The sequence below is a fragment of the Paracoccus fontiphilus genome (assembly GCF_017356265.1).
GTDB classification, from domain to species: Bacteria; Pseudomonadota; Alphaproteobacteria; order Rhodobacterales; family Rhodobacteraceae; genus Paracoccus; species Paracoccus fontiphilus.
The window spans coordinates 1-14,334 of the sequence record NZ_JAFNAW010000076.1; the positions used below are offsets into that span (position 1 = coordinate 1).

General features: G+C 69.0%; 11 protein-coding genes and 2 pseudogenes. 10 read left to right on the top strand and 3 right to left on the bottom strand.

What is annotated here, in order from left to right; all coding sequences use genetic code 11:
* Positions 1-36 precede the first annotated feature (36 nt).
* From J0F76_RS17860 to hflX, 9 genes and pseudogenes are all read left to right on the top strand, one after another.
* Positions 37-351: pseudogene (locus J0F76_RS17860) on the top strand (tRNA-dihydrouridine synthase); the annotation flags it as partial.
* Positions 348-1,466, top strand: a complete 1,119-nt coding sequence (locus tag J0F76_RS17865; protein WP_207471558.1) for a two-component system sensor histidine kinase NtrB — start codon at positions 348-350, stop codon at positions 1,464-1,466. The pseudogene J0F76_RS17860 and the gene J0F76_RS17865, both read left to right, overlap by 4 nt.
* Positions 1,467-1,477: 11 nt before the next feature.
* Positions 1,478-2,935, top strand: a complete 1,458-nt coding sequence (locus J0F76_RS17870; RefSeq protein WP_207471559.1) for a response regulator — start codon at positions 1,478-1,480, stop codon at positions 2,933-2,935.
* Positions 2,936-3,007: 72 nt separating this feature from the next.
* The gene (locus tag J0F76_RS17875) at positions 3,008-5,272 is read left to right on the top strand and encodes a sensor histidine kinase NtrY-like (RefSeq protein WP_207471560.1); all 2,265 of its coding nucleotides are present in this window, start codon (positions 3,008-3,010) and stop codon (positions 5,270-5,272) included.
* The gene (gene ntrX / locus J0F76_RS17880) at positions 5,269-6,660 is read left to right on the top strand and encodes a nitrogen assimilation response regulator NtrX (protein WP_207471562.1); all 1,392 of its coding nucleotides are present in this window, start codon (positions 5,269-5,271) and stop codon (positions 6,658-6,660) included. Before J0F76_RS17875 ends, ntrX begins: the two co-directional genes overlap by 4 nt.
* A 368-nt stretch (positions 6,661-7,028) precedes the next feature.
* Complete coding sequence (gene trkA / locus J0F76_RS17885) at positions 7,029-8,405, top strand: Trk system potassium transporter TrkA (RefSeq protein WP_207471564.1); 1,377 nt, start codon at positions 7,029-7,031, stop codon at positions 8,403-8,405.
* Positions 8,406-8,411: 6 nt separating this feature from the next.
* A complete protein-coding gene (locus tag J0F76_RS17890; RefSeq protein ID WP_207471565.1) occupies positions 8,412-10,040 on the top strand; it encodes a TrkH family potassium uptake protein in 1,629 nt (542 codons plus the stop codon).
* 96 nt (positions 10,041-10,136) lie between these two features.
* Positions 10,137-10,370 carry an RNA chaperone Hfq gene (hfq, locus tag J0F76_RS17895; RefSeq protein WP_020949330.1) on the top strand — a complete coding sequence of 78 codons (234 nt, stop codon included), beginning with the start codon at positions 10,137-10,139 and terminating at the stop codon, positions 10,368-10,370.
* On the top strand, positions 10,371-11,681 hold the full coding sequence (gene hflX, locus J0F76_RS17900; protein ID WP_207471566.1) for a GTPase HflX: 1,311 nt from the start codon (positions 10,371-10,373) through the stop codon (positions 11,679-11,681). It abuts the gene before it with no gap.
* A 20-nt stretch (positions 11,682-11,701) separates the two neighbouring features.
* On the opposite strand, the gene J0F76_RS17905 is transcribed toward hflX, so the two are convergent.
* From J0F76_RS17905 to J0F76_RS17915, 3 genes are read right to left on the bottom strand one after another with little or no spacing between them, the layout of a single operon-like run.
* The gene (locus J0F76_RS17905; RefSeq protein WP_207471570.1) at positions 11,702-12,340 is read right to left on the bottom strand and encodes a uracil-DNA glycosylase; all 639 of its coding nucleotides are present in this window, start codon (positions 12,338-12,340) and stop codon (positions 11,702-11,704) included.
* Positions 12,340-13,365 (bottom strand): anthranilate phosphoribosyltransferase, encoded by a 1,026-nt coding sequence (gene trpD, locus J0F76_RS17910; protein WP_207471567.1) that lies wholly within the window; start codon positions 13,363-13,365, stop codon positions 12,340-12,342. The genes J0F76_RS17905 and trpD overlap by 1 nt, the downstream gene beginning before the upstream one ends.
* The gene (locus J0F76_RS17915) at positions 13,362-13,952 is read right to left on the bottom strand and encodes an anthranilate synthase component II (RefSeq protein ID WP_207471568.1); all 591 of its coding nucleotides are present in this window, start codon (positions 13,950-13,952) and stop codon (positions 13,362-13,364) included. The genes trpD and J0F76_RS17915 overlap by 4 nt, the downstream gene beginning before the upstream one ends.
* A gap of 106 nt (positions 13,953-14,058) precedes the next feature.
* Here J0F76_RS17915 and J0F76_RS17920 point away from each other — a divergent pair.
* A pseudogene (locus J0F76_RS17920) lies at positions 14,059-14,334 on the top strand (hypothetical protein); the annotation flags it as partial.

A 14,334-nucleotide genomic window follows, 5' to 3' on the forward strand; every position in this document is an offset into this window, starting at 1 on the left:
GGAGTCGTCGGCAGCGTCAGATGTGTATAAGAGACAGAGGCGGTGATGGTCGGGCGCGGCGCGCAGGGCGCGCCCTGGCGGCTGGCGCAGATCGCGCATGACCTGGAGGGCGCGCCCGCCCCCGACGTGCCGCAGGGCGATGCCCTGGCGGATGCCGTGGCCGAACATTACGAGGATATCCTGGATTTCTATGGCATCGACCTGGGCCTGCGCGTCGCGCGCAAGCACCTGGGCTGGTATGCGGATGCGAACGGCGCGCCCTTGCGCGACCAGATGCTGCGCGCCGCCAGCCCGGCGGAAACGCTGGCGCTGATCCGCCGCGCCTTTGGCGATGCGCGGGTGGCTGCATGACGCGACCCAGCCCGGCAGGTTTTTCGCAGGTGCAGCCCGGCCCCGGCTGGGACGCGCTGCCCCTGCCGGCCTTGGTGCTGGACCGGCAGGGACGGGTCGCCGCGATGAACGACGCGGCCGAGGTCTGGCTGAACATCTCGCGCAACTCGACCCTCGGCCGTCCCCTCGACGGCGAGGAACTGGCGACGCGGCTGCGCATCCAGCCTTCGCTCTCGCCCCTGATCGGTCGCGTGATGAACAGCGACGAGGCGCTGTACCAGCCCAATGTCTGCTTCGAGATCGGCGACCGTGCGGGTGGCCACCAGGACCGCCGCGCGTCGGTCCATGCCGGTCCTGCCGGGGATGTCGGGGGCGCGGTGACGATTTTGCTGGTGCCCCTGGACGAGGCGGGGCTGCAGAACCAGAACCGCGCCGTCCGCACCGCCGCCCGCAGCGCCATCGGCATGGCCGAGATGCTGGCCCACGAGATCAAGAATCCCTTGGCGGGCATCCGGGGCGCCGCGCAGCTGATCGGCATGAACGCATCGCGCGAGGATCGCGAAATGGCCGAGATGATCGTCAGCGAATCGAAACGCATCGTCTCGCTGCTGGAGCAGGTGGAGCGTTTCGGCGACACCTCGGCCCCCAACCTGCGGGCGATCAACGTCCATGACGTGTTGGAAAAGGTTCGCCGGTCCGCGGCCGTGGGCTTTGCCAGGAAGATAGGCATTGTCGCGGAATACGATCCCTCGCTGCCCGATGCCCTGGCCGATGGCGACCAGTTGACCCAGGTCTGCCTGAACCTTGTGAAAAACGCGGCCGAGGCGCTGAAGGACACCGATCACCCGTCGATCCGCCTGCGCAGCTTCTACGACCATACCCTGCGCCTGCCCCCGGACGAGGCCGACCCCACCGGCCGTCCCTTGCCCCTCCAGATCGAGATCGAGGACAACGGCCCCGGCCTGCCGCCCGCCATCGCCGACCAGATCTTCGAGCCCTTCGTGTCGGGCCGCGAGAACGGCACCGGGCTGGGGCTGGCGCTTGTCAGCAAGATCATCACCGACCACGGCGCGCTGATCCGCGTGGACTCGCGCCCCGGCCGCACCGTTTTCCGCATATCATTGCCCAAGGCATAAGGACCCGCGCCATGGACGGAACCGTTCTGATCGCCGACGACGACCGCACCATCCGCACGGTGCTGACACAGGCGCTGACCCGCGCGGGCTGCCGCGTCCATGCCACCGGCAGCCTGGCGCAGCTGTCGAAATGGGTCGAGGAAGGGCGCGGCGACTTGGTCATCACCGACGTGATGATGCCCGACGGCAATGGCATCGACCGCATCCCCGCGATCCGGGAGGCGCGGCCCGACCTGCCGGTGATCGTGATCTCGGCCCAGAACACCATCGTCACCGCCATCCGCGCGACCGAGGCCGAGGCCTTCGAATACCTGCCCAAGCCCTTCGACCTGCCCGACCTGATGACCAAGGCCAACCAGGCCCTGTCGCGCCGCCCCCGCAAGTCCGACCCGGTGCCCGACACCATTCCGGCGGCGCGTCCCGCCGCCGATCCGGCCATGCCGCTGATCGGCCATGCCCCGGCCATGCAGGCGCTGTTCCGCATGGTGGCGCGGGTGCTGAACGCCGACCTGCCGGTCCTGATCGCGGGCGAGCCGGGCGTCGGCAAGACCACCATCGCCCGGTCCTTCCACGACCTGTCCGACCGGCGCGACAACGGCATCGCGATCCTCACCTCGGCCGATGCCAGCGAGGAGGCGATCACCCGCGCGGCCGACAAGGCGCGGGGCGGCACGATCATCATCGAGAACCCGGCAGGCTTCGATCCCGCCGCGCAGGCCCGCCTGATCGGCCTGATCGAGTCGCTGGAAAGCGGCCCCGACCGCGCCATGGCCCCGCGCATCGTGGCGACCACCGGCCCGGACCCCCAGGCCGACGTGGCGGCGGGGCGGCTGCGGTCGGACCTGTATTACCGGCTGGCGGGGGTGACGGTCACGGTGCCGCCGCTCCGCGCCCGCGTGGACGACATCCTGCCCTTGGCGAACCACCTGCTGGCGCGTGCGGCCACGCAAGGACTGCCCGACCGCACGCTTGGCGACGACGCTGCCAGCCTTCTGCGCGCCCATGCCTTTCCCGGCAACGTGCGGGAACTGGAGAACATGATGCGCCGCCTTGCCCTGACCGCCAGCGGCGCCGCCATCACCGCGCCCGAGATGCGCGAGGCGCTGAGCCAGGGGGGCGGCACCCGCGCGGCCCCCATCGCCGCCATGCCCATGCCGGTCGCGCAGCCCGCGCCCGACAGCGCCATGACCGCGCCCTACCAGCTTGGCGGCGGCAATGGCCCCCTGTCGGATTCGGTCGAGGCGCATCTGCAACGCTATTTCGACCTGCACGGCGACAGCCTTCCGCCCCCGGGCCTTTACGACCGCATCTTGCGGGAAATCGAACGGCCTCTGCTTCAGGTTGCGCTGGATGCGACGGGCGGTAATCAGCTGAGATGCGCCGACCTTCTGGGAATAAACCGCAATACCCTGCGCAAGAAGCTGACCGAGCTGAATATCGAGGTGACACGGCGCCGCAAACTGATGTAAAACCGCCACAGGGGCAGCGCCATCCGTATCGGCGCTGCAACAGAAAGCCGCGTCAGACGGCAGGCGGGGGCAATGGCAGGTGCCGCATCAGGGCTGAGCTGGGACAGGCTCGCAAGGGTAAGGCTGCCGCGTCACTGGCGCGGCGCGCTGACGGCAGGCTTGCTGGTCGCGGGCATCCTTCTGGCGATCGCCACGATGACGGTGCTTGGCCCCCTGGCCCAGGGCGCCGAAAGCCGGATGCTGCGGCTGATCCTGCTTCTGGATCTGGCCTATCTGATCGTGCTGATCGGCATCATCGTGCTGCGCATGGCCCGGCTGATCACCGCGCGGCGCAAGACCGCCGCGGGGTCGCGGCTGCACGCGCGGCTGGTGCTGATCTTTGCCGGTCTGACCCTGGTGCCAGCCGTCCTTGTCGCGCTGTTCGCGGGCTTCCTGGTCAATATCGGGCTTGAAGGCTGGTTCTCGGGCCGGGTGCAGCAGGTGGTCACGACCTCGCAGGCCGCCGCCGAGGCCTATCAGGAGGAACACCGCCGCGACCTGACCGCCGATGCCATGGCGCTTGCCGGGGTGCTGACGCAGGCCGGTCGCGCCAATCCGCTGATCGACGACGGCGAGTTGCGGCTGCTGCTGGGGCAGGGCCAGGCGCTGATCCAGCGCGGGCTGCGCGAAGCCTATGTCATCAACGGCAACGCCGAGATTCGCGCGCGGGGCGAACGCTCGTACCTGTTCTGGTACGAGGCCCCCGACAGCACCGAACTGGACCGCGCGCAGTCCGAGGGCGTCGTCCTGATCGAGGATTGGGACAACAACGAATTCCGCGCCCTTGTCGCCCTGCCGCCCTTGGCAGACCGCTACCTGTATGTGACGCGCGACGTGGACGGCGACCTGCTGGGACTGGTGGACGACACGCGCGAGACGGTCGGCAGTTACCGCCAGCTCGAGGAGACGCGCAGCCAGGTGCTGTTCGAATTCTCGCTGGTCTATCTGGCCTTCGCGCTGCTGCTGGTCGCCGCCGCGGTGCTGCTGGGCCTGTGGTTCGCGTCCCGCCTGTCACGGCCCATCGGGCTGCTGGCGCTGGCCAGCGAACAGGTCGGGCGCGGCAACCTGGACGTGCAGGTGCCCGAGCCCGACACCGGGGACGAAATCCAGACGCTGGGACAGTCCTTCAACCGCATGACCCGCCAGCTCAAGGCACAGCGCGAGGAACTGGTCGACAGCTATCGCATCAGCGACGAACAACGTCGGCTGTTCGACAACGTGCTGTCCTCGGTCACGTCCGGCGTGATCGGCCTGGATGCGGCGGGAGAGATCGACTTCGTCAACCGATCCGCCAGCCGCCTGCTGGGGCTGGACCCCAAGCGCGACATCGACGCCCTGCTGTCCGAGGTCGTGCCGGAGTTCGAGCCGCTGTTCGACCGCCTGTCGGCCTCGGTCGCCGAGACCGTGCAGGACGAGGTCCGGCTGATGCGCGAGGGCCGCGTCGAAAGCCTGCTGGTGCGCATGGCGGTGCGGCGCGGCACCGATGGCGACCTGGAGGGCTATGTGGTGGCCTTCGACGACGTGACCGAGCTTGTGACCGCGCAGCGCATGGCGGCCTGGGGGGACGTCGCCCGCCGCGTCGCGCACGAGATCAAGAACCCGTTGACGCCCATCCAGCTTTCGGCCGAGCGCCTGCGCCGCAAGTTCGGCAAGCTGGCCTCGCCCGAGGACAAGGCCTCGCTGGACCAGTATACCGATGTCATCATCCGCCAGACCGGCGACCTGCGCCGGATCGTGGACGAGTTCAGCCGCTTCGCCCGGATGCCCGAGCCCGACCGGGCCGAGACCGACCTGGCCGCCCTGCTGCGAGAGGCGACGCTGTTGCAGCAGGACGCGCTGAAAGGGGCGCTGCAGGCGCAAATTCCCGATGGGCCGGTGATCGTCGATTGCGACGCGGGAATGCTGCGGCAAGCCTTCACGAACCTGATCAAGAATGCCGGGGAAGCCGTTGACGAATTGCGGGAAAATCCGCCCGAGGGGTGGATGCCCCGGATCACGGTCCTGATGCAGGCCGACCACGACGCGGTCACGATCCGCATCTGCGACAACGGCCCCGGCCTTCCCGCCGACCGGTCGCGCCTGTTCGAGCCCTACGTGACCATGAAGGCCAGCGGCACCGGCCTTGGCCTGCCCATCGTCAAGAAGATCGTCGAGGAACACGGCGGCAGCCTGTCCTTGGGCGACCGGCCCGACGGCCAGGGCGCCATGGCCGAGATCCGCCTGCCGCGGGAACGCCATCCCGTGCGCGGCACGCAACGCAAGACAAAAACAAAAGAAGATGAGGCAGCACCGACATGAGCGATATCCTGATCGTTGACGACGAACGCGATATCCGCGAACTGGTCGCGGACATCCTGAAGGACGAGGGGTTCGAGACGCGCCTTGCCGCGAACTCGGACGAGGCGCTGGGGGCCCTGAACGACCGCCAGCCCGCGCTGATGGTTCTGGACATCTGGCTGAAGGACAGCCGGATGGACGGGATCGACATCCTCAAGCAGGTCAAGCGCAACAACCCGGACGTGCCCGTGATCATCATATCCGGACACGGCAACATCGAGATCGCGGTGGCGGCGATCAAGCAGGGCGCCTACGACTTCATCGAAAAGCCCTTCAACATCGACCAGTTGATGGTGGTGGTGAACCGCGCGATGGAAACCAGCCGGTTGCGCCGGGAAAACAGCACCCTGCGGCGCGGCGGCGACCGGTCGGGCGAGATGCTGGGCCACTCCGTCGCCTTCAAGCGGCTGCGCGACGCGCTGGACAAGGTGGCCAAGTCGAACGGCCGCGTGATGCTGGCCGGAGAGCCGGGCACCGGCAAGGAGATGGCCGCCCGCTATATCCACGCCCACAGCCCGCGCAGCGGCGCGCCGTTCATCACCGTCCCCTGCGCCACCATCGAGCCCGAGCGCATGGAGGAGGTGCTGTTCGGCCGCGAGACGCCCGAACGCGGGATCGAGCCGGGCCTGCTGGAACAGGCCCATGGCGGCGTCATCTATTTCGACGAAGTGGGCGACATGCCCTTGGGAACGCAGCCGAAGATCCTGCGCGTCCTGACCGAACAGCAGTTCGTGCGGGCCGGGGGCGCGGACCGGGTGCGGGTGGACCTGCGGGTGATCTCCTCGACCAACCGCGACCTGCCGGCCGAGATCGCGGCCGGGCGCTTTCGGCAGGAGCTTTACGACCGCCTGAACGTCGTGCCCGTCGCCGTGCCCTCGCTGATGGAACGTCGCGACGACATCGGTCTGCTGGCGCGCCATTTCATCGACCAGTTCCACCGCGCGCAGGGGCTGACGCCCCGTGCCCTGCCGGACGAGACGGTGGCCGCCCTGCAATCCATGCGCTGGCCTGGCAACATCCGCCAGTTGCGCAACGTGATCGAACGCGTGCTGATCCTGGCCGAGGGCACCGGCCCGATCCAGCCCGCCGAGCTGGAGCCCCAGGGGGCCACCCCCGACAACAGCGACGCCCTCAGCCTCGGCCCGCAGATCACCGCCATGGCCCTGCGCGAGGCGCGCGAGATGTTCGAGCGGGAATACCTTGTCGCCCAGATCAACCGCTTCGGTGGCAATATCAGCCGCACCGCGCAGTTCGTGGGGATGGAGCGCAGCGCCCTGCACCGCAAGCTGAAATCCCTGGGCGTGGTCGGCGGCATGCGGCCCGAGGACGAGTTGCTGATGGGCAAGTAGCCCTGCAAGCGTGGCCGGCGGCGCGTCGTGGGCACCGTCGGCCACGTCCTGGAACCAGGCCCGGCACGGCATGTTCGGGGAAACACATGCGTCACGCCTGAAGGCGACGGCAGCAGACGAGGCCGCGTTCTTCCTGCATCGGCATTCCCGGCCGGGCGACCCTTATGGCATGCGCGCGCAAACGTCGTGGGGCTGCGCAGGCTGCTGTCCGGTCGTCCGTCGTTCTTCTACCACTTTCGCGCCGAATGCAACCTTGGGTTGATCAAGAATCCGGACTTCGATCGTCCCTCCTTGCAGGACGGTTGCGCCACGCGAACCGGCGGCATAGGCAAAGGGGGGACGCAAGGGCCTGCGGCAAGGGGACGGCCATGAAGATCATCATCTGCGGCGCGGGCCAGGTGGGCTGGCAGATCGCCCGCCACCTGTCGGGGGAACGCAACGATGTCACCGTCATCGACAACAATGCCGAACTGATCCGCCGCGCGACCGACGCCCTGGACGTGCAGGGCGTGACCGGCTTTGCCAGCCATCCCGACGTGCTGGACAGCGCGGGGGCGCGCGACGCCGACCTGATCATCGCCGCCACCCATTCGGACGAGGTGAACATGGTCACCTGCCAGGTGGCCCATTCCATCTTCCAGGTGCCCCGCAAGATCGCCCGTCTGCGCAGCAGCGCCTATCTGGACGCGATCTACTCGGACCTCTACACGACGTCCCACCTGCCCATCGACGTGGTCATCAGCCCGGAACGCGAGGTCGCCAAGGCGGCGCTGCAACGCCTGTCCGCCCCCTCCACCTTCGATGTCGAGACGTTCCTGGGCGGCAAGGTCCAGCTTCTGGGCATCGTGCTGGAGGATGACTGCCCGGCGCTGAACACCCCCCTGCGGCAGTTGAGCGACCTGTTTTCCACCCTGCGCGCCATCGTGGTGGGCGTTCGCCGCCAGTCGCGGCTGTTCGCGCCCGAGCCGGGGGACCAGTTGTTCGCCCGCGACCAGATTTATGTCTTCGCGCATCGCGACGACGTGGGGCGCACGCTGGAGATCTTCGGCAAGCCCCCCTTGAAGCAGGAACGCATCGCCATCATCGGCGCGGGCAATGTGGGCCTTGCCGTGGCCCAGGCGCTTGAGGCGCGGCCCGACCGCATCCGCGCCAAGCTGATCGAACGCGACCGCGCCCGCGCCGAATATGCTGCCGACCGGCTGGAACGGACTATCGTGCTGAACGGCGACGGCCTGTCCGCCGAACTGCTGGAGGAAGCCGCCGTCCCCTCGGCCGATGCCGTGCTTGCGGTGACGGACGACGACAAGACCAACATCCTGGCCTCGGTCCGCGCCAAGCAGGCGGGGGCGAAGCTGGCCATCACGCTGATCAACGACCCGACGCTGGTGCCGCTGATGGATGCGCTGGACATCGACGCCTACATCAACCCGCGCGCCACCACCGTGTCCACCATCCTGCGCCACGTGCGCCACGGCCGGGTGCGCGACATCTATTCCATCGGCGACGCCGAGGCCGAGGTGATCGAGGCGCAGGCCCTGTCCACCTCGCCCATCTCGGGCCGCGCGATCCGCGACATCGAGTTTCCCGAGGGCGTGCTGATCGGCGCCGTGCAGAAGGGCGACAGGGTGGTCAAGCCGATGCCCGACACGCGGATCGAGGAAGGGGACATCGTCCTGATCTTCGCACTCACCAAGGACGTGCCAGAGGTCGAGCGCCTGCTGCAGGTCTCGATCGACTTCTTCTGACGCGCGATGACCATCCTGCTGCGCCTGCCGCTGTTCGTCCTGCTGGCCGCCCTGACCGGGCTGGCGATGCTGCTGCCCGCGGCCTACGCCTCGGTCAACGACAACGACGGGTTGGCGCGCAACTTCCTGTATTCCGGGCTGCTGGTCCTGGTGGGGGCGGGGATGGTCGGCCTTGCCACATCGGCCAACCAGCGCCCGCCGCGTCCGCGCGACACGCTGCTGGCGATGCTGGCGGTGTTCGGGGGGATGCCGCTGATCATGGCGCTGCCCTTCGCCGAGTCGATGCCGGACACGGGCCTGTTCAACGCCTGGTGGGAAATGACCTCGGCGCTGACGACGACGGGGGCCTCGCTTTATTCCGCCGACCTGCTGCCGATGCCGCTGCACCTGTGGCGGTCAATGGCGGGCTGGATGGGCGGGTTCTTCATCCTTGCCGCCGCGACCGCGATCCTGGCGCCCCTGCATATCGGCGGGTTCGAGATCATGGCCCCGCCGCAGGGCCGGCGCGAGTATTACGAACGGCTGCCCCGGTCGGCCGATCCCCGCGACATCAATCCGCATCTGTCCGCGCCGGGCTTCCGGACCGTGCTGGCCCATCCCCACTACAGGCTGATGCGGTCGGCCATGCTGGTTCTGCCGGTCTATGCCGGGCTGACGCTGGTGCTGTGGGTGGTCCTTCTGCTGCTGGGCGATCCCGCGCTGATCGCGCTGTGCCGCGCCATGGGAACGCTGTCCACCAGCGGGATCTCTCCGGTCCTCGGCCCGCCCGGCACAAGTTCGGGCCTGGCCGGAGAGGTGGCGGTCTTCCTGTTCCTGATCCCCGCCCTGTCGCGCCGGTTCTGGCCGGGTGGCGAGCAGTTGCGGGCCAGCGACACGCTGGTGGACGACCCCGAGCTGAAGATGGCGGGCGGCCTGGTGGCCCTGGTCGCCTTGTCCCTGTTCGCCCGCCATTTTATCGGCGCCATCGAGGCCGAGCAGGCGCCGGCGGGATCGCTGGAACTGCTGCATGACCTGCGCAACGGGCTGGCGGCCTTCTGGGGCGGGCTGTTCAACGCCCTCAGCTATCTGACGACGACGGGCTGGACCTCGATAGACTGGCAGGGGGCGCGGGCCTGGTCGGGGCTGTCCTCGCCCGGCCTGATCCTGGCGGGGCTGGCGATCATGGGCGGCGGCGTCGCCACCACGGCGGGCGGCGTCAAGCTGTTGCGCGTCTACGCCCTTGCGATGCACGGCCAACGGGAAATGGAGCGGATCATCCACCCCAACTCCGTCGCCGGGGGCGGCCGCATCGCGCGGCGGCTGCGGCGCGAGGGGGCCTACCTGGCCTTCATCTTCTTCATGCTGTTCGCGACCTCCATCGCGGTGGTGGTGGCCCTGGTCTCCATCCAGCGGATCGAGATCGAGACGGCGACGATCCTGTCCATCGCCGCGCTGACCAACACCGGGCCCCTGGCTGCCGCCATCCCCCTGACCCCCGCGTTCGAGGGGACCGCCGGCATCGCCTCGGCCCCTTGGGAGGGGTGGTCGGGCCTGCCGGCCTTCACCAAGGCGGTCCTGGCGGGTGCGATGATCGTCGGCCGGATGGAGACGCTGGCCATCCTTGCGCTGTTTTCGCCACAGTTCTGGCGGCGCTGAGGGGGCGGTTCCCGCGGGGCGCGATATGCTTGCAAGGGCTGCGTCAAGCGCATAAACGTGAAGTCCGACCGGGACAGTATAAAACGGAAAAGAATAATGGCTGGCGACAAGCAGAACCTGCAGGACGCGTTCCTCAATCACGTCCGCAAGGCGAAGGTGCCTGTCACGATCTTCCTGATCAATGGCGTCAAGCTGCAAGGCGTCATCACCTGGTTCGACAACTTCTGCGTGCTTCTGCGCCGCGACGGCCAGTCGCAACTGGTCTACAAGCACGCCATCAGCACCATCATGCCGGGCCAGCCCATTTCGCTGTACGAAGGCGAGGACTGATTGGCCGAACCCACTGCGACCGAGGCGAAACCGACCCGCGCCTATGTGATCCATCCCGACCTGGCCAGCCGGACTCAACGGCGTGAGCCCGAACATGCCCTGGCCGAGGCCGTGGCCCTGGCCCATGCCCTGCCGGGGATCGAGATCGTGGGCGACGAGGTCGCGCGCCTGCGCAAGCCCGATCCGGGCCGGTTGTTCGGCAAGGGCAAGCTGGCCGAGATCGGCACGCGGCTTGAGGCCTCCGAGGTCGATCTGGTCCTGATCGACGGGCCGGTGTCCCCCGTGCAGCAGCGCAACCTTGAAAAGGACTGGGGCGTCAAGCTTCTGGACCGGACCGGGCTGATCCTTGAAATCTTCGCCGACCGTGCCCGCACCCGCGAGGGCGTGTTGCAGGTGGAACTGGCCGCGCTGTCCTATCAGCGCACCCGCCTGGTCCGCGCCTGGACCCACCTGGAACGCCAGCGGGGCGGCCTTGGCTTTGTGGGCGGACCGGGGGAAACCCAGATCGAGGCCGACCGCCGCGCCATCGACGAACAGATGACCCGCCTGCGCCGCCAGCTTGAACGCGTGGTCAAGACCCGCACCCTGCACCGCGCGGCCCGCGCCAAGGTGCCCTATCCCATCGTGGCGCTTGTGGGCTATACGAACGCGGGCAAGTCGACGCTGTTCAACCGCCTGACGGGGGCCGAGGTTCTGGCCAAGGACATGCTGTTCGCCACGCTGGACCCGACCATGCGCGCCATCCGCCTGCCGGGCGCCGGGGGAGGGCAGGGGCGCAAGATCATCCTGTCCGACACCGTGGGCTTCATCAGCGACCTGCCCACGGAACTGGTCGCCGCCTTCCGCGCCACGCTCGAGGAGGTTCTGGAAGCCGACCTGATCCTGCACGTTCGCGACATCAGCCACCCCGAGACCGAGGAACAGGCCGCCGACGTGGCCGAGATCCTGGAGTCGCTGGGCGTCGATGAGGATGTGGCCCTGATCGAGGTCTGGAACAAGATCGACGCCTTGTCCGCCGACACCCGGGCCGCGCTGCGCCGCACGGACCAGCGGACGGAAGGCATCCAGGCCGTCAGTGCCCTGACGGGCGAGGGTCTGGACGACCTGGTTGCCGCCATCGACGCGCATCTGTCCGAAGCCCTGGACGAACCGAAGACCGCTGCCACGGTGACCTTGCCCTTTTCGGACGGCCGCCGCCGGGCCTGGCTGCACGAGGCGGGCGTGGTGCAGCGCGAGGAGTCGGGCGAGGGTGGCCTGACGCTGCATCTGCTGTGGACCGAACGGCAGAAGGCCGGGTTCGAGGCGCTGTAGGGTGGGGTTTCACCCCGCCATCAGCCCGCCCAATCCACCGGCTCGCGCCCCTGCGCCTCAAGCCAGGCATTGATCCGCGAGAACGGCCTGCTGCCAAAGAACCCCCGCCGCGCCGACAAGGGCGAGGGATGCGCCGTCGCGATCACCATGTCCTGCGGGCGCGGCAACCCGGCCACGGCCTTCTGCGCATGAGCGCCCCACAGCAGGAAGGCCAGCGGGCCGTGCTTCTGCGCCTCGGCCACGGCATCGCGGGCCAGCCGGTCCCAGCCCCATGACGCATGGCGCCCCGCATCCCCCGGCGGCACCGACAGCGACGTGTTCAGCAGCAGCACCCCCTGACGGGCCCATCCCGACAGATCGCCCGTGGCGGGCGCCGCGCCCGTGTCGTCGCGCAGTTCGGTGAAGATGTTCTTCAGCGACCGGGGCAGGGCGATCTCGGGCGCGACCGAGAAGGCCAGCCCGTTCGCGTGGCCCGGTGTCGGATAAGGGTCCTGGCCCAGGATCACGACGCGGACCTTCTCGGGCGGGGTGGCCTCAAGCGCGGCGAACACCAGTGCCGGGCCGGGCAGCCACTTGTCCAGACCTGCCAGACGGTCGCGGATCGCGGGCCAGTCCTCGCGGAAGAAGGGCAGTTGGTCCCAGGCCTTCGGCGGTTCCATCATGCCTCGGGCAGCCCGGTGACCTGCGCCAGGCGGGTCAGGCGGTCGGTGGCCGCGCCGCTGTCGATGGATTCGGCCGCCATGGCCGCCCCCTCGCGCAGGTCGCGGACCTTGCCCGCGATCAGCAGGGCCGCGGCGGCGTTCAGCAGCACGGCATCGCGATAGGCGCCGCGCTCTCCCGCCAGAAGGGCGCGGAAGGCGGCGGCGTTCTGGTGCGGCTCGCCGCCGATGATCGCCTCGAAGGGGTGGCGCGGCAGGCCCGCGTCCTCGGGTGCGACGGTGAATTCGGTGATGTCGCCGTCCTTCAGCGCGGCGACATGGGTTTCGCCGGCGATGCTGATCTCGTCCGTGCCGTCGGACCCGTGGACCAGCCAGGCGGCTTCGCTGCCCAGGTCGCGCAGAACCTCGGCCATGGGGCGGATCCAGGCGGCACTGAAGGCGCCGGTCAGCTGCCGCCGGGCCGAGGCCGGATTTGTCAACGGTCCCAGCAGGTTGAAGACGGTTCTTGTGCCCAGTTCCGCGCGCGGCGCGCCGACATGGCGCATGGCCGGATGATGCATCGTGGCCATCATGAAGCAGATGCCCGCCTCGGTGATGGCCTGCTGCGAGACCTTCGGCCCGATCATCACGTTGATGCCCATGTGCGTCAGCGCATCGGCGGAACCGGACTTGGACGACAGGTTGCGGTTGCCGTGCTTTGCGACCGGCACCCCTGCGCCCGCCACCACGAAGGCCGTCGCGGTCGAGATGTTCAGCGTGCCCTTGCCGTCCCCGCCAGTGCCGACGATGTCCATGGCGCCTTCGGGGGCCTGGATGCGGTTCATCCGCGCGCGCATCGCGCGGGCGGCGGCGGCGATCTCCTCGACCGTCTCGCCGCGCACGCGCAGCGCCATCAGCAACCCGCCGATCTGGGCCGGGGTCGCCGCGCCGTCGAACAGGGCGGAAAACGCGGCCTCGGCCTCGGTCCCTGTCAGGGGGCGGGTGGCGGCGATACCGATCAGCGGGCGGATGTCGGTTGCGGTCATGCCGCGGCCTTTCGCGGGCTGCAGCGGGACAGGAAGGTGCGGATCATGTCGTGCCCGTGTTCCGAGGCGATGGATTCCGGGTGGAACTGCACGCCCTCGATGGGCAGCGCCTCGTGGATCAGGCCCATGATGGTGCCGTCGTCCGATGTCGCGGTCACGCGCAGGCAGTTCGGCAGGCTTTCGGGCTCCACCGTCAGCGAGTGATAGCGCGTGGCCGTCACGGGCGAGGCCAGCCCCGCGAAGACGCCCGTTCCGTCATGGCTGATCGCGTCGGTCTTGCCGTGCATGATGCGGGTCGCGCGCACGACCTTGCCGCCGAACGCCTCGCCAATGGCCTGGTGGCCCAGGCAGACGCCGAACAGCGGGATCGCCCGGTCGGCGGCGGCGCGGATCAGGTCCAGGCAGATGCCCGCCTGCGCCGGATCGCAAGGACCGGGCGAGATCACGATTCCGTCAGGTTCCATCGCCAGCGCTTCCTCGACCGTCAGGGCGTCGTTGCGGCGCACGATCACCTCGGCCCCGGCCTCGGCCAGATAATGCACGAGGTTCCAGGTGAAGCTGTCGTAGTTGTCGATGAGAAGGATCATGCTGGTGCGCCCTGATATGGTGGCGGTTTCCCCGCCTGAACGGGTCCGCTATAGATGGGGCAAAGCGCGCCGGGGGGTCAAGACCGGCACGGGCATGAAGGGGCATATGGCACGCGGTTTCTGGACAGGTCTTCTGCATGGCGGTGTTGTCAGCATCGCCGCCGTGGCCGCGTTGTCGCTGGCTGCGCCGGTGCCGCAGGGGGAACCGGAACCCGTGGCAGAGCCCGCGCCTGCGACGCCGCAGCCTGCGCCTGCCCCCCGGCCCAGCGCTGCCCCGCAGGCAGAGGCGGTCGACCTGCCGGTCGGCTCCGAATTCGGGCGTGGCGGCGACGTGGCGCCGCTTCGCCCGGCGCCGCTTGCGCCCGGACGCCCCGACCAGGCC